Raw genomic sequence first — 19694 nt, 5'->3', positions numbered from 1 at the left:
TCGGCGCATGTCACTCGATCCGTACTACCGCGACCGCCTGAGCCTCTTCGACGGGTTCTCGACCGCCGATCGCGCCGCTGCCGGCGGCACGCTCGACGAGGCGTTCCAGGAACGACTCGCCGCGTATGGCGACGACGGGCCGTGGAACCCGCCGAGCGATGTGGTGATCACCGACGAGGTCGTCGACGGCCCGCACGGTGCGGTCCCGATCCGGCGCTACGTCCCGGCGGACGCCAGTGGTGCCGCCCTCCTCTGGGTGCACGGCGGCGGCTTCGCGGCGGGGACGCTCGACTGGCCGGAGGCGCACGTCGTGAGCGCCGAACTGGCGGCGCGGGCGGGTGCCGAGGTCGTCTCCGTCGACTACCGACTGGCGGACGGCACGACGCGGTACCCGGTGCCGCTCGACGACGTGCTCGCGGTCTGGGAGCAGCTCGACGACGAGCGGTCGGCCGTTCCCGGTGCGCGGACGGCCATCGGTGGGGCCAGCGCCGGAGCGGCCCTCGCGCTCGCCGCGTCACTCCGCAGCGATCGTCGCGCGGACGCCGTGCTGCTGGCGTACCCGTTCCTGCACGCCGTCGTGCCAGCACTGCCTGCGGACCTCCTGGCCGAGATGGCGGTCCTCCCGGACTTCATGCGCTTCCCGACCGAGTCGATCGACTGGATGGTCGGGAACTACGTCGGTCGATTGGAGGACGTGCCCGAGCTCGCCCTGCCGGGAATCGTCCCCGTGACCCCGGACCGCCCGCCGCTGTCGGTCCTGCTCTCGGAGTTCGACGACCTCCGGCCGTCGGGGGAGCTGCTCATCGCGGCGTCCGAGGCCGCCGGCGCTTCCGTCCGCAGTCGGCTCGAGCCGGGCGTCCTGCACGGCCACCTCAATCGCCATCCGGCCGCGCCAGGCGTCTCCCCGTCGCTGGACTGGCTGGCCGACGGGCTGCGCGCCAAGGGGACCCACGCCGACTGAGTCTTGCGTGATCCTCGTCAGCGGGCATACTGGAGTCACGCTCCGTTCCCGAACGGAGTTCGGTTTTCGCTTCCGGCTCGCCTGAGCCCGGGTGATCCCGACGCCGCCCCACTCACTGACGAGAAACGGACCACCCATGAGCGAGCATGAACCGGCGCTGCCCTACCGCGACGCGAGCCTGCCGGTGGAGGACCGGGTGGAGGACCTCCTCGGACGGATGACCGTCGCCGAGAAGGCCGGCATGCTCTTCCAGACGATGATCGCCCCGGGCCCCATCGACGAGGCGAACCCGCACATGGGACTCGCGAGCGGCGAGCACATGATCGGCGAGCAGCTCATGTCCCACTTCAACGTCCTCGGCACCGCGCCCGACACGACGGCCCTCGCCGAGTGGACGAACGCCCTGCAGGAGCGCGCGTCGCGGACCCGACTCGGCATCCCGGTCACGCTGTCGACCGACCCCCGCAACCACTTCACCGACAACGTCGGGACGGCGGCCCGCGCCGGTGCGTTCTCGCAGTGGCCCGAGACGCTCGGCCTCGCGGCGATCGGGTCGGCCGACCTCGTCGAGGCGTTCGCCGACACCGCGAGGCAGGAGTACCTCGCCGTCGGGATCCGGCTGGCGCTCCACCCGCAGGTCGACCTCGCGACTGAACCGCGCTGGTCGCGCATCGGCGGCACCTTCGGCGAGGACGCCGAGCTCAGTGCCGAACTCGTCGCCGGTTACATCCGAGGGTTCCAGGGCGCCGAACTCGGGCCGCAGTCGGTCTCCACGATGACGAAGCACTTCCCGGGTGGTGGGCCCCAGCTCGACGGGGAGGACCCGCACTTCGCCTACGGGCGCGAACAGGTGTACCCCGGCGACAACTTCGACTACCACCTCATCCCGTTCCGCGCCGCGATCGCCGCCGGAGCCGCGCAGATGATGCCCTACTACGGCATGCCCGTCGGGACCGAGCACGAGGAGGTCGCCTTCGCCTTCAACCACGGGATCATCACCGGGCTCCTCCGCGAGGAGCTCGGCTTCGCAGGTATCGTCTGCACCGACTGGGGACTCGTCACCGACACGTCGATCATGGGGCAGGACATGCCTGCACGGGCATGGGGCCTGGAGCACCTCGACGAGCTGTCCCGGGTCGAGCGCATCCTGCAGGCCGGCTGCGACCAGTTCGGTGGCGAGGCCCGCCCCGAGCTCGTCGTCGAACTCGTCGAGCAGGGACGTGTCGCGGAGGATCGCATCGACGCCTCGGTGCGCCGACTGCTGCGCGAGAAGTTCGTGCTGGGGCTCTTCGAGCAGCCGTACGTCGACGCGGGCGCCGCGAGTGGGATCGTCGGGCGCGCGGACTTCGTCGCCGCCGGCGAGGCCGCACAGCGCCGCGCGTTCACCGTCCTGACGAACGTGGAGGAGACGCTGCCGGTGCGCTCGCCGCGTCCCCGGTTGTACCTGGAGGGTGTCGACCCCGAGGTCGCGGGCGCGTACGGCGAGGTCGTCGCGGATCCGGCGTCGGCGGACGTCGCGCTCGTGCGCATGCAGACGCCGTACGAACCGCGTCCCGGCGGCTTCGAGGCCATGTTCCACGCCGGATCGCTCGACATCCCGGCCGACGAGGTCGAGCGGTTGCGGGCGCTCGCGCTGACGGTGCCGACCGTGCTCGACATGCACCTCGACCGACCGGCGATCCTCACCGGGGTGGCAGATGCGGTCGCGGCGCTCGTCGCGAGCTTCGGCGGCAGTGATGCGGCGTTCCTCGACGTCGTCTTCGGTCGGGCACTGCCGGAGGGTCGGCTCCCGTTCGACCTGCCGCGCTCGATGGCGGCCGTCGAGGCGAGTCGGTCCGACGTCCCCTACGACACCGAGGACCCGCTCTTCCGCTTCGGCCACGGTCTCACGTACCCCGCCGGTCCCTGAGCGCCTCTCCCGGTCCCTGAGCTTGTCGAAGGGCGGTCCCGGAGCACCCCCTCCGGTCCCTGAGCGCCCCTTCCGGTCCCTGAGCTTGTCGAAGGGCGTCCGGGTGCACCTCTCCCGGTCCCTGAGCCCCCCCCTTCCGGTCCCTGCGCTCGTCGAAGGGCGGCGTCTTCTCGTGTGCCCTTCGACAGGCTCAGGGAGCGGTTCTCCGTGCGCGGTTTCTTCGTGCTCGGGGTCGCTTCCCACCGCCCGTGAATGCCCCTCCGGTCCCGGAGCACTCCTCCCGGTCCCTGAGCACCCCCTCCGGTCCCTGAGCCTGTCGAAGGGCGTCAGCGCTCGGAGCCGCGCAGCTCCAGGCGCACGTCCAGGGTGTGGGTCACGGGCGGGCCCGCCTCGCCGGCGATGAGCGCCAGGAGCGTCTCCGCCGCGACCCGGCCCATGAGCGCCACGTCCTGCGCCACCACCGACACCGCCGGTGTCACGAGCGGTGCCGCCTCGAAGTCGTCGAACCCCACGAGCGGCAGCCGGTGCCCGGCCGTCGCGAACGCCTGCATGGCCCCGATCGCGGCCCGGTTGTTCGCGGCGAACACGGCGTCCACCTCGCCCGACGCCAGGAACCCCGCCACGACCGCCGCGGCGTCCTCGACGGAGTGTGCGCCATCGGAGACGATCGGCTCGATCGGCCCCGTCCCCGTCGCGCCGCCGAGATCGGCCTCAGCCAGCGCCCGGTGGTAGCCGGCCAGTCGCTCGCGCATCGTGTACAGCTCGAGTGAGTCGCCGAGGAACGCGACCCGTCGTGCGCCCGCGGCGAGCATGGCCGCGGTCGCGCGGGTCGCCCCGCCCGCGTTGTCGGCGAGCACCGTGTGCACCTCGACCGACTCGAGCGGCCCGGTCGGTCGGTCGACGAGCACCATCGGGACGTGCACGACCGTGCTCGTCGCCCAGGCCGCGGTCGCCTGCCGTGGTGGCACGACGACGAGGCCGTCCACGCGCTGCGCGACCAGCCGGTCGACGAGGAGTCGGTGTCGGTCGGCGTCCTCCTCGGAGCTCGCGGACATCAGCAGGTAGCCGTGTTCGGTGCACACGCGCTCCACCGAGCGTGCCAGGACCGAGTAATAGGGGTTCGCCAGGTCGCTGATGATGAGCCCGATGACCTTGCTCGACCGCCCGGGCCGGATGCTCGCGGCCGCCAGGTTGTGCCGGTAGCCGAGGGCCTCGATCGCCGCGCCGATCCGTTCCGACAGCTCCTGGTTGATGTTCGTCGCGCCGTTCACGTACCGTGACACCGTCTTCAGCCCCACCCCGGCCGCCGCGGCGACGTCGTTCATGGTCGGGGGTCGGGAGCTGCGCATGCTCACCATCCTGGCGTATGGGGGATCACGCGATCGGCTCGTCCGCCCCCGCGACAGCGAAGAGGCCGCTGAGTCCGGGTCGCAGTCGGGTGATCTCGGCCGCTGTCGGCCGGCGTCCCGCGATCGTCGCAGCGGCGCTCGCGCCCGCGACTTCGGCGGCTTCCGCCGGTGCGGCACCGCGTGACATCGCGAACAGCAGGCCGGCGGTCGACGCGTCCCCGGCGCCGTTGGTCGACACGAACGCGGGTGCGGGGACGGGCGGCGCGACGAGGTCGACGTCGGCCCAGGCCTCGGCGAGCGGTGCGAGCATCCGTCCGCCCAGGCGCAGGCGGTCGACACCGGCGGCCCGGAGGAGCAGCCCGTCCTCGCCGGCCGAGATCGCCACGACGCCGGCACCCCAGGCGAGCAGGAGGTCCGCGAACGCCGCCGCTTGGGCCAGGGGCGATGCGCTGGTTCCGGCCGGGAGGCGGAGCGTGCCGAGCGCCGAACGCAGGTCGTCGACGCTCGGACTCACGACGTCGGTCAGCGGCAGGGTGCGCCGGAGGATCGCCTCCCAGTCCAGATGGCCGACGGCGCTCGTGGGGTCGACGACGGCGAGGTCCATCGAGGTGGTCGCGCCGTGTCGGTGGATCCGTTCGAGCAGCTTCGCGAGGGGCGCCGCATCGTCGGCGACGATCCCGGGGAGCAGCGGGGGATAGCCGAGGTGGACGAGGTCCGCGTCGCCGACGGCCAGGTGCTCGCCGGTGAACACCTCGTTCGCGCCCGTGTGGTGCCAGAAGGTCCGGTCGAGGCCGGCGGGCTCGACGACGACGCTGTAGGAGGTCGCGGCCCGGTCGGTGACCTCGAGCGCCGGGTGCAGTCGGTCGTGCGCGGCGATGCGTGAGGCGACGATCGCGCCGAGCTCGTCGTCGCCGACCGTCGCGTGCAGGCGGACCGTGCTCCCGAGATCGGCGAGGGCCAGGCCGGTGTTCGCGACGCAGCCGCCGAGGGAGATGCGGAGCGGGCCGGTGTCGATGAGGGCGCCCGGATCGATGCGTGCGTTCGCGCTCAGCCCTGGCGACAGGTCGACGCAGATGTGACCGGCGATGACGATCTCGCCCATGGACCCTCCGTTCTTCGCGCCGGGGGTGACCCGGTGCAAGCTAGACAACGTTGTCTCAGGCCACTACTGTGACACACCGAGGGACGATTCGGAAACCCTCCCCGTCACGATCAGGAGCCGCCGCAATGTCGCTGTACCGCCTCAATCGTCTCTTCAACGCCCGATCAGGTCGCGCGCTCGACGTCGCCGTCGACCACGGGTTCTTCGGCGAGCGTTCGTTCATCACCGGCATCGAGGACATGGGCGAGGTCGTCCGCACCCTCGTCGCCGCGGGCCCGGACGCCGTCCAGCTGACCCTCGGCCAGGCCCGTCTCCTGCAGCAGGTCCCCGGCAAGGACAAGCCTGCGCTCGTCCTGCGGACGGACGTCGCGAACGTTTACGGCAACCCCCTCGACTCGATCCTCTACAGCCACCACGTGCCGCACGCGATCGAGGAGGCCGTCCGGCTCGACGCCGTCGCCGTGTGCGTCAACCTCATGCAGATCCCCGAGCACCCCGAGGTCCGCGAGGCGAACATCCGCTCGATCATGGCCTTGCGTCGCGAAGCGACCCGGTACGGGATGCCGCTCATGATCGAACCGCTCGTCATGCAGGACAACACGACGGCCGGCGGGTACCAGGTCGACGGCGACATCGAGAAGATCGTCACCCTCGTGCGCCAGGCGGTCGAACTCGGTGCCGACCTCATCAAGGCCGATCCGAGTAGCGACATCACCGAGTACGCACGCGTCGTGCAGGTCGCCGGAGACATCCCCGTCCTCGTCCGTGGCGGCGGTCGCGTCGACGACCGGACCCTGTTGGAGCGCACGGTCGCCGTCCTCGACGCGGGGGTCAGCGGCATCGTCTACGGCCGCAACATCATCCAGCACGAGCACCCGGCCGCCATCACCGCGGCACTCATGGCGGTGCTGCACGACGGGGCCGATGCGGATGCCGGCCTCGCGATCCTCGAGGCGGCTCGCGCATGAGCGCCGACCAGGTGACGGCCGACCGGGCGACGGCGGAGCGCGTCAACGTCGCGATCATCGGCGGTGGACTCATGGGGCGCGAGATCGCAGCCGCCATCCAGCGCTGGCCGGCACTCATCGACCACCCGGTGCGACCGCGACTGACGGCCGTCTGCGACATCAATCCGGCGGCGCTCGACTGGTTCGACGAGATCGACACGGTCGTCACGAAGACCACGGACTACCACGAGCTGCTCGTCGACCCGTCGGTCGACGTCGTCTACGTGGCCGTGCGTCACGACCTCCACGAGCAGATCTACACCGACGTCATCCGGGCCGGGAAGAGCCTGCTGGCGGAGAAGCCCTTCGGGATCGACGCGGCGGCCGCGCAGTCCGTCCTCGCGGCGATGGCCGAGCACCCGGAGAGCTTCGTCCGGTGTTCGAGTGAGATGCCGTTCTTCCCGGGTGCGCAGCTGGCGATCGACTACGTGCGGTCCGGAGCGCTCGGCACGATCGTCGAGGCGCGCAACAGTTTCCTGCACTCGAGCGACATCGATCGGGGCAAGCAGATCAACTGGAAGCGCCAGACGCAGTTCTGCGGTGAGGCCGGCGTGATGAACGACCTCGGGATGCACACCTGGCACGTGCCGCTGCGGCTCGGCTGGGCACCCGAGAGCGTGTACGGGGTGCTGCAGAACATCGTCACCGAGCGTCCCGGTCCCGACGGTTCGCTCGTGCCGTGCGACACGTGGGACAACGCGGTGCTGCACAGCTGGGCGACCCATGACGGTGTCCGCTTCCCGCTCACGACCGAGACGAAGCGCATCGATCCCGGGCAGAAGAACACGTGGGAGTTCGAGGCGATCGGTCTCGACGGCGGGGTCCGGTTCAGCACGAAGAACCCGAAGCTCGTCGAGGTGTTCGCGGTGCGGGACATCCCGGGTGGCGGTCGGGAGCAGGTGTGGCAGCAGCTCGACGCAGGCAGCCAGTCGGTCTGGCCGACGGTGACCGGCCCGAACTTCGAGTCCGGGTTCTCCGACACGATCCTCCAGATGTGGGCCGTGTTCCTCGCCGAGCGGCACGGCTCGCTCGGCGACCGGTTCGGGGCGGCGCGCCCCGAGGAGGCGGCGCTCACCCACGACATCTACCGAGCGGCGATCCGCTCCCATGAGGAGGGTCGCGCGATTGCGCTGTGACGTGCGCATCGGCTGGGAGGCCACCCGATCGTCTCCCAGCCGAACGCCCTTCGCCGGTCCGCTCCCTGAGCGTGTCGAAGGGCGCTCCCTGTTCGCTCACCTGCCCGGTCCCTGCCATCGCAACGTATCGGTTCCTGAGCTCGTCGAAGGGTGGGGTCTGTCCGTGTGCCCTTCGACAGGCTCAGGGACCGGGGTCGGAGTCGGCCGTTTCTGAATGGTCGGTCCCTGTCCGGCTACTCAGCCGGTCCTTGCCAGCCCACCCGTTGGGTCCCTGCCAGCCCAACCGATCGGTCCCTGAGCTTGTCGAAGGGTGGGGTCTGTCCGTGTGCCCTTCGACAGGCTCAGGGACCGGGGTTGGAGTCGGTCGTTTCTGAAGGGTCGGTCCTTGTCCGCTCACCTGTCTGGTCCCTGAGCTTGTCGAAGGGTGGGCTCTGTTCGTGTGCCCTTCGACAGGCTCAGGGACCGGGGTCGGAGTCGGTCGTTTCTGAAGGGTCGGTCCTTGTCCGCTCACCCAGCCGGTCCTTGCCGGCCCAACCGTTGGGTCCTTGCCGGCCCACCCGTTCGGTCCCTGAGCTTGTCGAAGGGTGGGGGCTGTCCGTGTGCCCTTCGACAGGCTCAGGGACCGGCCACCGGGTCCGTTCCGGGTTCTGGATCGCGCCATGCGGTGATCCGCGAGCAGCTGAGGCGCGGGAGGTCGTCGAACCGCCCGTCGATCACGGCTTGCTTCTTCGCCCGGCTCCACCCCTGAAGACGTTTCTCGATGAAGAATGCGTCGTCCACGCGGTCGTACTCGGCCGACCAGACGAGTGTGACGGGCAGTCGCTCGCGGGTGTAGGTCGCTCCGAGGCCGTCCATGTGCTCGGCGACTCGTCGAGCAAGGTCGATGGTGCTGCCGGTGTAGAAGGATCCGTCGGCGCATTTGAGGATGTAGACGTGGGGCATCCGGGAAGCCTCGCAGGACCTCGATCCTGTCGGTCTGCGCTGACGTCCGACGGTGGACGCTCTCGGATCACAGGGGAGTTGTGGAGGACCGTCGCTCGACCCTGCCGCTTCGCCCGTTCGGTCCCTTGCAGTGCCAAACCGTTCGGTCCCTTGCAGTGCCAAACCGTTCGGTCCCTGCCGGCGCAACCGTTCGGTCCCTGAGCTTGTCGAAGGGCGGGGTCTGTTCGTGTGCCCTTCGACAGGCTCAGGGACCGGGGTTGAAGTCGATCGTTTTGTTCGCCCGTCCGTTCGGTCCCTGCCGGCGCAACCGTTCGGTCCCTGAGCTTGTCGAAGGGTGGGGTCTGTTCGTGTGCCCTTCGACAGGCTCAGGGACCGGGGTTGAAGTCGATCGTTTTGTTCGCCCGTCCGTTCGGTCCCTGCCGGCGCAACCGTTCGGTCCCTGAGCTTGTCGAAGGGTGGGGTCTGTTCGTGTGCCCTTCGACAGGCTCAGGGACCGGGGTTGGAGGTCGGTGTCGGCGGGGTGGGGGACACTCGGGAGATGCCCCACAGACGATGCGTACAACCCGGGTGTGACGCCGCGGCACCGGTCGACGCGCCCGTCGCGCTCTGCGAGGATCACGTGGCCCTCGCCGCCGACTGGGCGGAGCGCCGTTGGGGTGTGGTCGATGCCCTGCCCTCGCCGTGCATCATGTGCGGCTCGCGGCTCGGCCGGCACTACCCGTCCGCCTGGTTGTGCGCCGCGTGCGAGTGGCGGCACGGCGACGTGCCCGACGACGACCTCGCCCGGCCGCGGATCGACGTCGTGTACTACCTCCGTCACGGCGACCGCGTGAAGATCGGCACCACGACGAACCCCCGCCAGCGGTTCGCCGCGATCTGGCACGACGAACTGCTCGCCCTCGAACGCGGCGACCGGCACGTCGAGCGTGCGCGTCACGAACAGTTCGCCCGCGAGCGCCTCGAACGTTCCGAATGGTTCACGGGGTCGCCCCGACTGCTCGCCCACATCGCCTCGGTCGCCCGCGACGTCGACCCCTGGGACTGCTATAGCCGCTGGCTCAGCGAGGCGGCGGCACTGCGTGGGCGATAGCCCCTCCGTCGAGCACCGCGCTCGGAGTACGCTCAGCGCGTGTGCACTCGAATCTTCTGGAACGACAACGCGGTCGCCAAGACGGTCAGCCGCTGCATGGACTGGTCGGAGAGCGACGAACCCGAGCTGTGGTTCGTCCCGAGCGGTACCGACCGAGGTGGCACGGGCGACGCCACCTCGCACCGGTGGACCTCCCGGTACGGCAGTGTCGTCACGAGCATGTGGGGGATGGGGACCGTCGACGGCCTGAACACGGCGGGCCTCGGAGCACACGCACTGTATCTCGACCCGGAGGACGTGACGTTCGCCGAGCCCGACGGCCGTCCGACGGTCTCGAACGCGCTGTGGGTGCAGTACCTCCTCGACACCTACGCCTCGGTCGCCGAGGCCATCGCCGACATCGACACGGTCCGCATCACGTCCCCGATGTTCCGCGGCCTCCAGATGGGGATCCACATCGCCATCGAGGACGCATCGGGTGACTCCGCGATCATCGAGCCGATCGACGGCCGGCTCGTGGTCCACCACGGCCGCGAGTACACCGTCATGGCCAACTCGCCGAGCCTCGACGAGCAGCTCGCCAACCGCGACCGCTACCGGCCGTTCGGCGGCGAGCTGCCGCCTCCCGGCGACATCACCTCGGTCGACCGCTTCGTGCGGGCCTCCTACTTCCTCCACTACCTGCCGGAGCCGGCGGACACCGTCGAGGCGGTGGCGGGTGTGTTCCAGCTCATCGCGAACGTGTCGGTGCCGTACGGCGCGCCGTACTCGACGGGCGACGTGTACCCGACGTGGTGGCGGGCCGGGGCGGACCTCACGAACCGGGTCTACTACTTCGGCTCGACACGGAGTCCGAACATCTTCTGGATCGAGCTCGACGAACTCGCGGATGTCGGCGAGGTCCGTCGCCTCGACCCGCGCGACCCGAGCCGCGTCGGCGACCAGACCGCGGAGCTCGCGCCGGCGACGTTGCCCTATTAGGCCGGCCGGTTTCGGTTCCCGAGCCGGTGGAGTTTTCGGGGCGTTCGCGTGGCGCCCTTCGACAGGCTCAGGGACCGAGATGGTTCAGGGGCCGGGGATTCGACGGCTATACGGGGCGGCGCTGAGTCGGGAGGGCTCAGCGCACCGCGGGCGCGGCCCGGCATGAGTCGCGCTCGACGAGGTGCACCGGGAGGACCGTGCTCCGGCGGTATCGCGCATCGGGGCGGTCGAGTCGGTCGATGATCCGTTCCGCAGCGAGTCGACCGAGGGCCTCCGGGTCCTGCGTGATCACGGACACCGACGGTCGCAGGAGCTCGGCCAGGGGGAAGTCGCCGAACGCGACGAGTGGGAGCGGTTGCTCGGCGAGTGCGGGCAGCAACGCCATCGTGCAGACGGCGTTCGACGAGAACAGGGCCGTCGCCTTCGAGTCGATCGCCGCCAGCGCACGAGCCGCCCCCTCGCGGGTCGCCGCGCCGAGGGCGATGAGTTCCTCGTCGGCGGGCAGCCCGGCTTCGGTGAGTGCCGCCCGGTACCCGCGCAGCCGCTCGGCGGTCGTCGGCAGGGCCAGCTCGTCGCCGACGAAGGCGATCCGGCGGTGGCCGTGCTCGACGAGGTGCGTCGTCGCCGCGAACGCCCCACCGAAGTCGTCCTGCGTGAAGGCGTCGGCGGCGAGGCCACCCGGCGCGCGGTCGACGAACACGAACGGCGTCCGCGACGCCCACGCGGCCAGTGAGCTCTGGTCGTCGCTGATCGGCGCGAGCACCACTCCGGCCAGCTGGCGCCGGAGCATCGGCTCGAGGACCGCGCGCTCGCGGTCCGGGTCGTCGCCGAGGCTCGTCACGAGCGTCGACATGTCGTGATCGCGCGCCGTCCGCTCCACCGCACGCGCGATCTCGGCGAAGAACGGGTCGACGATGTCGGGGACGGCGACGCCGATGACCGACGGGCGGCCCGAGCGGAACGCCGTCGCGAGGGAGTTCGGCACGTAGTCGAGCTCCCGCATGATCGACTCGACCCGTTCTCGGGTCGCCGGGAGGACGTGCGGGTCGTCGTTGAAGACCCGCGAGACCGTCTTCGCGCTCACGCCGGCGGCTGCGGCGATCTGGCGCATCGTGGCCATGCTCGGGTCCCTCCCGTTCGGTCGTGCCGGATCGGGTCAGCGCGCGGTGTAGCCGCCGTCGATCGGCAGCGAGACGCCCGAGATCATGCCGGCGGCGTCGCTCAGCAGGAAGGTGATCGGGCCGGCGATGTCGTCCTCGGTGGCCCACTTGCCGAGCGGCATCGCCTCGAGGAAGGGGCCTTCGATGTCGGGGCGACCCCAGTACCAGGCGGACATCGGTGTCATCACGACCGTCGGGTTGACGGCGTTCACCCGGATGCCGTACCTCCCGAGTTCCAGGGCGGAGACCCGTGTGATGTTGTCGAGCGCGGCCTTCGACGAGCCGTAGGAGATGTGGCCGGAGAGGGCGACGAGGCTCGCCTGGCTCGAGACGTTGACGATCGCCCCGCCGCGCTCCTGGCGGATCATCTCGCGGGACGCGTACTTGGTGACGAGCAGCGACCCGCGTGCGTTGATGCTGATGACCTTGTCGAACACGTCGATGTCGGTCTCCTGTGGAGAGGCGATCTCGCCGCCCCAACCGCCGGAGTTCACGACGCCCCAGATGTCGCGTCCCTCGATCGCGTCGCGGATGCTGTCCTCCGAGGTGAGGTCGAAGGGCAGCGGTTCGGCGCCCGTCTCGGCGGCGATGGCGTCGAGGTGCTCGACGTTGCGACCGGAGGCGATCACCTGCGCGCCCGCTGCGACGAGGTGGCGGACGGTCGCGCCGCCGATGCCGCCGCTCGCTCCCGTGACGAGGATGGTGCGGCCGTTGAAGTCAGTCATGAGGTGGTCCGATCGACGTGATGAGGCCCGTGCGTCGGTGCACCGGGTCGGGAGCATCATAACCACGGAATGACGGTCATGTCACCCGTGACATGGATTTCTGCGGCAGATGATGACACCGGTGACATCCGGTGTTGACACACGCATCCCCTGGACCTACCGTGAGTCGGGCGACGGCGCGACCGCGACCGGTCGGCTCTGAGGAGAGGTCAGGCATCACGATGAGCGGCACGACGACCACCGCCGGGACCGGCCTCGATGGCTTCGTCGACCTCGATGGCCTCATTGATCACGCCCGCTCCCTCGCCGCCACCGGGTCCCGCCGGATCCTCGGGATCGTCGGTGCGCCCGGTGCGGGCAAGTCCACCGTGAGCGACGCGATCGCCGCGGCGCTCGGCGACCGGGCCGTCATCGTCGGGATGGACGGCTTCCACCTCGACAACGCCGAGCTCGTCCGCCTCGGGCGACGCGACCGCAAGGGCGCGCCCGACACCTTCGACGTCGACGGCTACATCGCACTGCTGTCCCGCCTCGCCCGTGCCGGGCGCACCGCCGATTCACCGGGCACGCCGATCTACGCACCCCGGTTCGACCGCTCGCTCGAGGCGTCGATCGGCAGTGCCGTCCTCGTCCGCCCCGAGGTGCCGCTCGTGATCACGGAGGGCAACTACCTCCTGTTCGACGACCACGGCTGGCAGGGTGTCGCCGCGCATCTCGACGAGTCCTGGTACGTCGACGTGGACGACGAGGTCCGCCGCGACCGACTCATCGCCCGACGCCTCGGTCACGGACACCCGCGCGACGAGGCCGAAGCCTGGGTGCTCGGCGTCGACGAGCCGAACGCCCGCCTGGTCGACGCGACCAAGCAGCGCGCCACCCGCATCGTCACGCTCGACGCGTCGACGCCGGTGGAGACCGAGTCCACCCACGGCGTCTGATCCACCCTGCAGTCGCAGCACCCTCGACCCGCACCACCCTCGACCTGCACCACCTGGAACCCGCTCACCGACGAGAAGGCACCACATGACCCAGCTCTCCGACGCCACCCTCACCGCTCTCGATGAGCGGGTGGCCGTCCCCGCCTATGACCGCTCGGCCATCCGACCCGGCATCGTCCACTTCGGGGTCGGCGCCTTCCATCGTGCGCACGGGGCGATGTTCGTCGACCGCGTACTCGGGCTCCCCGGCGACGAGCACGCGTCCTGGGGGCTCGTCGGCGTCGGCACACTGGCCGGTGACGCCGCCATGCGGGACGCACTCGGTGCTCAGGACCGGCTCTACACGCTCGTGACGACGAGTCCGGACGGCGAGGTCGAGGCGCGCGTCGTCGGGTCGATCGTCGAGTACCTGTTCGCTCCCGACGACCCGGAAGCGGTCCTCGCCCGCGTGAGCGATCCGTCGACGCGGATCGTGTCGCTCACGATCACCGAGGGCGGCTACGGAGTGAACGACGCGACCGGGGCCTTCGAGCCGAGTGACGGTGCGACGCTCGCGGACCTCGACGGTCTGCCGGTGGGCGCGGTGCCGCAGAGCCCACTCGGCTTCATCACGGCGGCCCTCCGTGCCCGGCGCGACGCCGGTGCGGTCCCGTTCACGGTCATGTCCTGCGACAACATCCAGGGCAACGGGCACGTCGCCCGGACGGCGATCCTCGCGTTCGCCGAGCGGATCGACCCGGCGCTCGCCGCCTGGATCGGTGCCGAGGTGCGGTTCCCGAACTCGATGGTGGACCGCATCACGCCGGCGACGACGGACGAGCAGCGGGCGTTCGTCTCCGAGCGGTTCGGGATCGACGACCGCTGGCCGGTGCTCTCGGAATCGTTCGAGCAGTGGGTGCTCGAGGACGACTTCTCCGACGGCCGTCCGCCGTACGAGCAGGTGGGCGTGCAGCTCGTGGAGGACGTCGAGCCGTATGAGCTGATGAAGCTCCGGTTGTTGAACGCCTCCCACCAGGCGATGAGCTACCTCGGGTTGCTGGCGGGGGAGACGTACGTGCACGACGTCTGCCGTGACGAGCTGTTCTCGCGGTTCCTTCTCGGGTACATGCATGAGGAGGCGAGGCCGACGCTCGCGCCGGTCCCGGGGATCGACATCGACGCGTACTGTGCGGAGCTGATGCGCCGGTTCGGCAGTGAGGCGATCAAGGACACCTTGGCGCGGCAGATCGTCGACGGTTCGGAGCGCATCCCGAAGTTCCTGCTCCCGGTCGTCCGTGAGCAGTTGCGGACCGGCGGCGGGATCGCGCGCTCGGCGCTCGTGCTCGCGGCGTGGAGTCGATTCATCGAGGGTGTCGGTGATGATGGGCGGGAGCTTGCGCCGGTCGACCGGCGGTTGGCCGAGTTGCAGGCGGCCGTCGCGCAGGAGGCGGAGCGCCCTGGGGCGTTCCTCGACCTGGAGGTCGTGTTCGGCGACCTCGGATCGGACGCGCGGCTACGCAAGGCGTTCATCGCGGCGCGAGCACGGCTGGCGAACGTCGGTGCGCGGGTGGCGGTGGAAGAGGTCGTCGCCGCGGGGTGACCCTGCGGCGGCGGGACGGTGCCTCGTCGGCCCTACGGCCGGTTGAGGGGGCGCTCGGTCGCTGAGTCGTCCCCGTCCTCGAGTGCTGGTGGTTCCCGTCTCGGTCCCTGAGCTTGTCGAAGGGCAGGTTCGAAGGCTGTTCGTGTGCCCTTCGACAGGCTCAGGGACCGGGGTGGCCGGGTTGTCGAGTAGGGCGTCGGTCGCTGAGCGTGTACGAGGCATGGTGGTTCACGTCTCGGTCCTTGAGCTTGTCGAGGGGCAGGTTCAACGGCTGTTCGTGTGCCCTTCGACAGGCTCAGAGACCGGGGTGGCCGGGTTGTCGAGGACGGCGTCGGTCGCGAGCGTGTACGAGGCAGGGTGGTTCCCGTCTCGGTCCCTGAGCTTGTCGAAGGGCAGGTTCAACGGCCGATCGTGGGCCCTTCGAGAGGCTCAGGGACCGGGGTGGGTGGGTTGTCGAGTACGGCGTCGATTGCTGAGGTTGGCTAGGCGCGATGGTGTTCCGGTCTCGGTCCCTGAGCTTGTCGAAGGGTGGTTCCCGTTTCGGTCCCTGAGCTTGTCGAAGGGCAGGTGGGTGGGGAGGCAGAGGGGTGCCCCGGGTTCAGGCGGCGAGGTGGATGCATCCGCCTCGGATGGGGGTTTGGTGTCGGTCGATGTGGCTGGGTGGGATGAACCAGGGGATGCCGTTTTGGATGGTGATGGTCCAGTGGTCGTCGTGGATGCGGTGGTGGTGGAAGGGGCAGAGGAGGATGCCGTTGTTGAGGTTGGTGGGTCCGCCTTGGGACCACCAGGTGATGTGGTGGGCTTCGGTGAAGGATGGTGGGTGGGTGCAGCCGGTCCAGGCGCAGCCGCCGTCGCGTTCGGCGAGGGCGAGTTTCTGGGCGCGGGAGAACAGTCGGGTGCTGGTGCCGAGGTCGAGGACCTGGGATGGTCCGCGGAGCACTGCGGGGATGAGGTTGGCGTCGGCGGCGAGGCGGCGGAGGGCGCCGGGGCCGATGGGTTCGTCGATGCCGTCGATGGTGGTGGTGCCGAGACCGGTTTCGAGGGTGTCGTGGTCGGTGCGGATGATGACGGTGACGGGGGTGAGTTCGGTGGCGGCGGCGTTGCAGCCGGCCAGGTGTCGGAAGGTCTCGGTGAGCGCGATGGCGCGTCGCCGGTCGATGGGGATGAGGGTGGGCCCGTCGGGCATGGGGTGACCTGATCCGTCGGGTTGGTCGGCGGGGTCGGTCGTGTCGGGGTTGATGAAGTGGGGTTTGCGGTGGGTGGCGCCGATGAGGGCGTCGAGGCCGGCGCGGATGAAGGCGGCGCTTTCGGGGGCGAGTTCGGCGCGGAGGAGGGTCATGCCGGTGGGGAGTTCGTGGATGGTGCAGCGTTCCGCTCGGCGGAGGAGTTCGTCGCGGGGTTCGCGGCCGTCTTGGTCGAGGCGGGTGCGGACGAGTTTCGCGATGCGGGTGACGTCCTGCAGGGGCGCGTGTCCGGCGTGCTCGACCGCGATCACCGACGCCGCTTGCAGTTCGCCTCTGCTGCAGATGCGGCCGGCGTTGCGGAGCTCCCGGACGATGACCGCAGCACCATCCACGCTGAGGGGTGCTTTGGGTGTGCCGCCATCGCTTGACGGGTGGGTGTCATCCGGGACTGCGTCGGTGTTCGATGACTCGGGACTGGCGGCCGGTTCGAGGGCGGAGGTGATCGCCGGGAACGGACATTCCTCCAACTCGCCGAGCAGCCCGCGGGGCTGCGTGATCGCGGCACCGACCTCCGCGATCGCCGCGCCTCGGGCGCGTGCCACCCGCCACCGCTCGGACACCATGACGCCCGGGTTCGCGTAACCGGCGGCGCGCACGAGGGTGCCGTCGCGGCGGGTAGGCGACGGCCGCAACGCGATCGCGCCGGTGACGCGTGCGGCGAGGACCTCGACCGCGTGCTGCACGGCGCCGAGTTCGTCCAGGACCCGGAGGATCGCTTCGTCGTTCATGTTCTCGAGCTGTTCCGCGACACAGGCGCCTGGGCGGATCGCGTCGAGCGCGCCCTGCCAGACCGCATCGAACCCCGCCGCGGCGGCGGCGAGTGGGTTCGGTGCGGTGCTGGTCACGGGTCCATCCAAACACGGACCACTGACATTCGAACGGCCAACGAATCATCCGCTGATCTGGGTATTTATCCGACAATTGATACTTCCTCAGGGCCCCCTTCGACAGGTTCAGAGACCGGCGATGACGCGTCCGCCGAGCCTGCCGAGGTGCGGTGGGGGAGGTTGTTCGAGGGCCCTTCGACGAGCTCGGGGACCGGCGGGGGCGCGGTCGCGGAGTCTGTCGAGGTGCGGTGGGGAAGGCTGTTCGTGGGCCCTTCGACAAGCTCAGGGAACGGCGGTGACGCGGTCGCGGAGTCTGTCGTGGTGCGGTGGGGAAGGTTGTTTGGGGCGCCCTTCGACAAGCTCAGGCACCGAGTGCCCGCGGTGCCGGCGTGCGGTGGGGGAGGTTGCTCGGGGGCCCTTCGACAGGCTCAGGGAACGAGTCTCCGCGGTTGTCGAGGAGTGGTGCAGAAGGGACGTGCGGCCGGACCTCACGCGAAGACGAAGTAGAACGACAGGTGCAGCGTCAGGATGAGGTGCATCGTCGTGAACCGGCGACGGAGCCACGCGAGCAGGAGTCCGAGCGCGAGCATGCTCAGTGCCGGGAGTGGGTTCGGGACGATCCCGAATCTGTCGGGGAGCAGGATGACGTGTCCGAGGGCGAACAGGACTGCGACGGCGGGGATGACCGCGCGCGACGGCAAGCGCGCGGCGAGATGGCGTTGCAGGAGTCCGAAGGTCAGGTAGTCCTGCCAGAACACCGAGACGGTCATCCAGAAGATGTAGAGCAGCACGGGGAACTCGAGCTCGTAGTGCAACGGCAACGCGAGGGCGAGCACGACCGGGATGACGTACAGGAACCGCTGCCGGGACGGTGCGAAGAGTTCACGGGTGTGGGCGCGCTGCAGGATGGCGATGGCGATCACCAGGAGGCCGGCGATCAGGGACTCGAGGAACACCACGAGGGTGTCCTCCTGCACCACGAGGCGCACAGGGCCTCGGTCGGTGATACCCGGGGTCAGGCACCACAGGGTGAACCACGCCGCGGCGAGGGCCAGTGCGGAGAACGGGCGGAGGGATCGGCGGGAGGGAGCGTCTGTAACGATCGACATAGCAGTCGATATGTTAGCAGTGTTATTTCAGATGCAAGACAAGAATGGCGGTCGCAACCGCCCGAGGCAGCGGTGGAGAACGAACCGTCGTGGCGGGGGAGTCGTCGCGATCGAGGATGTGTTCGGAGGCCCGTCGACAGGCTCGGGGAGCGGGGCGCCGCTCAGCCGAGCGACGCCGGGACGAGTCGGAACCCACCCTCGGCGACCGGCTCGAGCCGCAGTTGGAACAGGCCGTCGATGACGAGGTCCGCATCGAGTTCGTGCGCCTCGTGCGTCCCCGCGATGCCCACCGTCCAGCAGCCGGCGGCGCGCGCTGCGGCGAGCCCGGCCGGTGCGTCCTCGAACACGACACACGGCTGCGACTCCATGCCCAGCCGGGTGCGGCCGAGCAGGAACGGTTCGGGGTCCGGCTTGCCCTTCGTGACGTCGTCGAAGGTCACGACGACCTCCGGCCGCACGAGCCCGGCGGCCGCGATCCGGTTGCCGGCGATGAGTCTCGTGCCGCTCGTGACGATCGCCTTCGCGTCGTCACCGAGCGCCGCCAGCGCCTCCGCCGCCCCCGGGAGCGCGATGACGTCGGCGACCTCGTCGGCCTCGATCTCTATGATCCGTGCGAGCGCTCCGGCGACCTGCTCGGGTGGGAAGATCGCGGCGAGCACCTGGGCGGCGGGCTGGCCGTGTCCCGCGGCGAGCAGGTCGCCCTCGAGTCCGTACTCGCGGGCGAGCTGCGCCCATGACCGGTTCACCGCCGGCGTCGAGTCGATGAGGGTCCCGTCGAGGTCGAAGAGCCCGGCGGCGAAGACCTGGTCGAAGATCGGGGCGGAGGCCTCGATGGTCCGTCCGAGACCGAGCGCGCGTTGGACGGCGGCGAGCTGCTGCGAGGTGGACAACGCGGCTTCGATCGACAGGTGCTCGATGGCGGGTGGGGTGTCGGTCGACGGGTCCACGATGTGTGTGTCCCGCTCGGCACCCCGTTCGGCCCGGCGAGCCGCGAGCGTGGCGGCATCGGCGTGCAGCCAGACGACCTTCGGGACGACCCCGGCCGCCTCGACGAGCGCGTCCCATTCGGCGCCGCCACGGAGCTCCGCGGTGAAGGGTGCCACGAGTACCGCGCCGACACCACTGCCGCGTTGGTCGGCGAGGACCGCTCGGAGGGCCGCGTACCGTGCCGGGCGCATGGTCGGGCGCAGCTTCGCGTCGTTCCAGTGGAGCGGTTCGGCGCCATCGGGATCGCTCACCGCACCGAGACCGTCGAGCAACGGATTGGTGATGGTGTCGAGGTCGAGGAGCGGGAGTCGGAGGGCCCTGGCGAGCTCACGTCCGAGGGTGGTCTTGCCGCTTCCGGCTGCTCCTGCGACGACGACGATCACGCTGACTCCTCGATGATTCCGGGGTGGCGACCCGCATCCGAGGGGTCTGAACGCCTCTTCAATGCGAGTTCCAAATGAATTTGATCTCTTTCAGACAACGTTGCTTGACAACGTTGTCGGTCTGCGGTCAGTATAGGCGCACGAAGGAACGACGGGGTTCTGCAGCTGCACCACCCCGACCGATGACAACGCTGTCAGGAGGTGGAGCCCATGGGCACCTGCAACCCCGCGATCACCGCGACCAGTCCGATCCGGACACGTGCGC

Annotated in this window: 16 protein-coding genes; 8 read left to right on the top strand and 8 right to left on the bottom strand. The window is 70.0% G+C overall.

Going from position 1 to position 19694, the window contains the following annotated elements:
- The first annotated feature begins 7 nt into the window (after positions 1–7).
- Both IFR14_RS14855 and IFR14_RS14850 read left to right on the top strand, forming a co-directional pair.
- Positions 8–961: an alpha/beta hydrolase gene (locus IFR14_RS14855; RefSeq protein ID WP_191941535.1), complete on the top strand. Its 954-nt coding sequence runs from the start codon at positions 8–10 to the stop codon at positions 959–961.
- Between the two features lie 136 nt (positions 962–1097).
- Complete coding sequence (locus IFR14_RS14850) at positions 1098–2870, top strand: glycoside hydrolase family 3 protein (RefSeq protein WP_191941534.1); 1773 nt, start codon at positions 1098–1100, stop codon at positions 2868–2870.
- Between the two features lie 326 nt (positions 2871–3196).
- Here the strand turns inward: IFR14_RS14850 and IFR14_RS14845 are convergent, their stop codons facing one another.
- Entirely contained in the window at positions 3197–4219 is a 1023-nt protein-coding gene (locus tag IFR14_RS14845; protein ID WP_191941533.1) for a LacI family DNA-binding transcriptional regulator, read from the bottom strand.
- 25 nt (positions 4220–4244) lie between these two features.
- Positions 4245–5321 carry a carbohydrate kinase family protein gene (locus tag IFR14_RS14840; protein ID WP_191941532.1) on the bottom strand — a complete coding sequence of 359 codons (1077 nt, stop codon included), beginning with the start codon at positions 5319–5321 and terminating at the stop codon, positions 4245–4247.
- 125 nt (positions 5322–5446) lie between these two features.
- Between IFR14_RS14840 and IFR14_RS14835 the strand changes: the two genes are divergently transcribed.
- Both IFR14_RS14835 and IFR14_RS14830 read left to right on the top strand, forming a co-directional pair.
- Positions 5447–6289, top strand: a complete 843-nt coding sequence (locus tag IFR14_RS14835) for a class I fructose-bisphosphate aldolase (protein WP_138944854.1) — start codon at positions 5447–5449, stop codon at positions 6287–6289.
- Entirely contained in the window at positions 6286–7464 is a 1179-nt protein-coding gene (locus tag IFR14_RS14830) for a Gfo/Idh/MocA family protein (RefSeq protein ID WP_191941531.1), read from the top strand. Before IFR14_RS14835 ends, IFR14_RS14830 begins: the two co-directional genes overlap by 4 nt.
- A 615-nt stretch (positions 7465–8079) precedes the next feature.
- On the opposite strand, the gene IFR14_RS14825 is transcribed toward IFR14_RS14830, so the two are convergent.
- Positions 8080–8406: a GIY-YIG nuclease family protein gene (locus IFR14_RS14825; RefSeq protein ID WP_124769757.1), complete on the bottom strand. Its 327-nt coding sequence runs from the start codon at positions 8404–8406 to the stop codon at positions 8080–8082.
- Between the two features lie 538 nt (positions 8407–8944).
- Here IFR14_RS14825 and IFR14_RS14820 point away from each other — a divergent pair.
- Positions 8945–9496 carry a GIY-YIG nuclease family protein gene (locus IFR14_RS14820; RefSeq protein ID WP_191941530.1) on the top strand — a complete coding sequence of 184 codons (552 nt, stop codon included), beginning with the start codon at positions 8945–8947 and terminating at the stop codon, positions 9494–9496.
- A 39-nt stretch (positions 9497–9535) separates the two neighbouring features.
- Positions 9536–10477: a linear amide C-N hydrolase gene (locus tag IFR14_RS14815; RefSeq protein ID WP_191941529.1), complete on the top strand. Its 942-nt coding sequence runs from the start codon at positions 9536–9538 to the stop codon at positions 10475–10477.
- A gap of 136 nt (positions 10478–10613) precedes the next feature.
- Here IFR14_RS14815 and IFR14_RS14810 read toward each other — a convergent pair whose 3' ends face one another.
- On the bottom strand, positions 10614–11597 hold the full coding sequence (locus IFR14_RS14810) for a LacI family DNA-binding transcriptional regulator (protein WP_191941528.1): 984 nt from the start codon (positions 11595–11597) through the stop codon (positions 10614–10616).
- Between the two features lie 36 nt (positions 11598–11633).
- Complete coding sequence (locus tag IFR14_RS14805) at positions 11634–12362, bottom strand: SDR family oxidoreductase (RefSeq protein ID WP_191941527.1); 729 nt, start codon at positions 12360–12362, stop codon at positions 11634–11636.
- Between the two features lie 221 nt (positions 12363–12583).
- Between IFR14_RS14805 and IFR14_RS14800 the strand changes: the two genes are divergently transcribed.
- Together IFR14_RS14800 and IFR14_RS14795 are read left to right on the top strand one after the other, a co-directional pair.
- Positions 12584–13300 carry a nucleoside/nucleotide kinase family protein gene (locus tag IFR14_RS14800; RefSeq protein ID WP_191941526.1) on the top strand — a complete coding sequence of 239 codons (717 nt, stop codon included), beginning with the start codon at positions 12584–12586 and terminating at the stop codon, positions 13298–13300.
- An 85-nt stretch (positions 13301–13385) separates the two neighbouring features.
- On the top strand, positions 13386–14879 hold the full coding sequence (locus IFR14_RS14795; protein WP_191941525.1) for a mannitol dehydrogenase family protein: 1494 nt from the start codon (positions 13386–13388) through the stop codon (positions 14877–14879).
- Positions 14880–15477: 598 nt separating this feature from the next.
- Here IFR14_RS14795 and IFR14_RS14790 read toward each other — a convergent pair.
- The 3 genes from IFR14_RS14790 to IFR14_RS21435 form a co-directional block, all read right to left on the bottom strand.
- Positions 15478–16968: a DUF222 domain-containing protein gene (locus IFR14_RS14790; RefSeq protein ID WP_191941524.1), complete on the bottom strand. Its 1491-nt coding sequence runs from the start codon at positions 16966–16968 to the stop codon at positions 15478–15480.
- A 470-nt stretch (positions 16969–17438) separates the two neighbouring features.
- A complete protein-coding gene (locus IFR14_RS14785) occupies positions 17439–18059 on the bottom strand; it encodes a CPBP family glutamic-type intramembrane protease (RefSeq protein ID WP_191941523.1) in 621 nt (206 codons plus the stop codon).
- A gap of 161 nt (positions 18060–18220) precedes the next feature.
- On the bottom strand, positions 18221–19429 hold the full coding sequence (locus IFR14_RS21435) for an HAD-IA family hydrolase (RefSeq protein ID WP_191941522.1): 1209 nt from the start codon (positions 19427–19429) through the stop codon (positions 18221–18223).
- Positions 19430–19694 lie beyond the last annotated feature (265 nt).

Origin of the sequence: Plantibacter sp. CFBP 8775, from assembly GCF_014839505.1 — a bacterium.
In the GTDB taxonomy this organism is placed as follows: Bacteria; Actinomycetota; Actinomycetes; order Actinomycetales; family Microbacteriaceae; genus Plantibacter; species Plantibacter auratus.
The sequence above is the reverse complement of the archived record's forward strand: the minus strand, read 5'-3'. Positions and strand labels throughout refer to the sequence as shown.

Bases quoted from the DNA above. Each gene is read 5' to 3' on its own strand.
- IFR14_RS14855 (WP_191941535.1), top strand. From the start codon at position 8: ATGTCACTCGATCCGTACTACCGCGACCGCCTGAGCCTCTTCGACGGG.
- IFR14_RS14850 (WP_191941534.1), top strand. From the start codon at position 1,098: ATGAGCGAGCATGAACCGGCGCTGCCCTACCGCGACGCGAGCCTGCCG.
- IFR14_RS14845 (WP_191941533.1), bottom strand. From the start codon at position 4,219: ATGCGCAGCTCCCGACCCCCGACCATGAACGACGTCGCCGCGGCGGCC.
- IFR14_RS14840 (WP_191941532.1), bottom strand. From the start codon at position 5,321: ATGGGCGAGATCGTCATCGCCGGTCACATCTGCGTCGACCTGTCGCCA.
- IFR14_RS14835 (WP_138944854.1), top strand. From the start codon at position 5,447: ATGTCGCTGTACCGCCTCAATCGTCTCTTCAACGCCCGATCAGGTCGC.
- IFR14_RS14830 (WP_191941531.1), top strand. From the start codon at position 6,286: ATGAGCGCCGACCAGGTGACGGCCGACCGGGCGACGGCGGAGCGCGTC.
- IFR14_RS14825 (WP_124769757.1), bottom strand. From the start codon at position 8,406: ATGCCCCACGTCTACATCCTCAAATGCGCCGACGGATCCTTCTACACC.
- IFR14_RS14820 (WP_191941530.1), top strand. From the start codon at position 8,945: ATGCCCCACAGACGATGCGTACAACCCGGGTGTGACGCCGCGGCACCG.
- IFR14_RS14810 (WP_191941528.1), bottom strand. From the start codon at position 11,597: ATGGCCACGATGCGCCAGATCGCCGCAGCCGCCGGCGTGAGCGCGAAG.
- IFR14_RS14805 (WP_191941527.1), bottom strand. From the start codon at position 12,362: ATGACTGACTTCAACGGCCGCACCATCCTCGTCACGGGAGCGAGCGGC.
- IFR14_RS14800 (WP_191941526.1), top strand. From the start codon at position 12,584: ATGAGCGGCACGACGACCACCGCCGGGACCGGCCTCGATGGCTTCGTC.
- IFR14_RS14795 (WP_191941525.1), top strand. From the start codon at position 13,386: ATGACCCAGCTCTCCGACGCCACCCTCACCGCTCTCGATGAGCGGGTG.
- IFR14_RS14785 (WP_191941523.1), bottom strand. From the start codon at position 18,059: ATGTCGATCGTTACAGACGCTCCCTCCCGCCGATCCCTCCGCCCGTTC.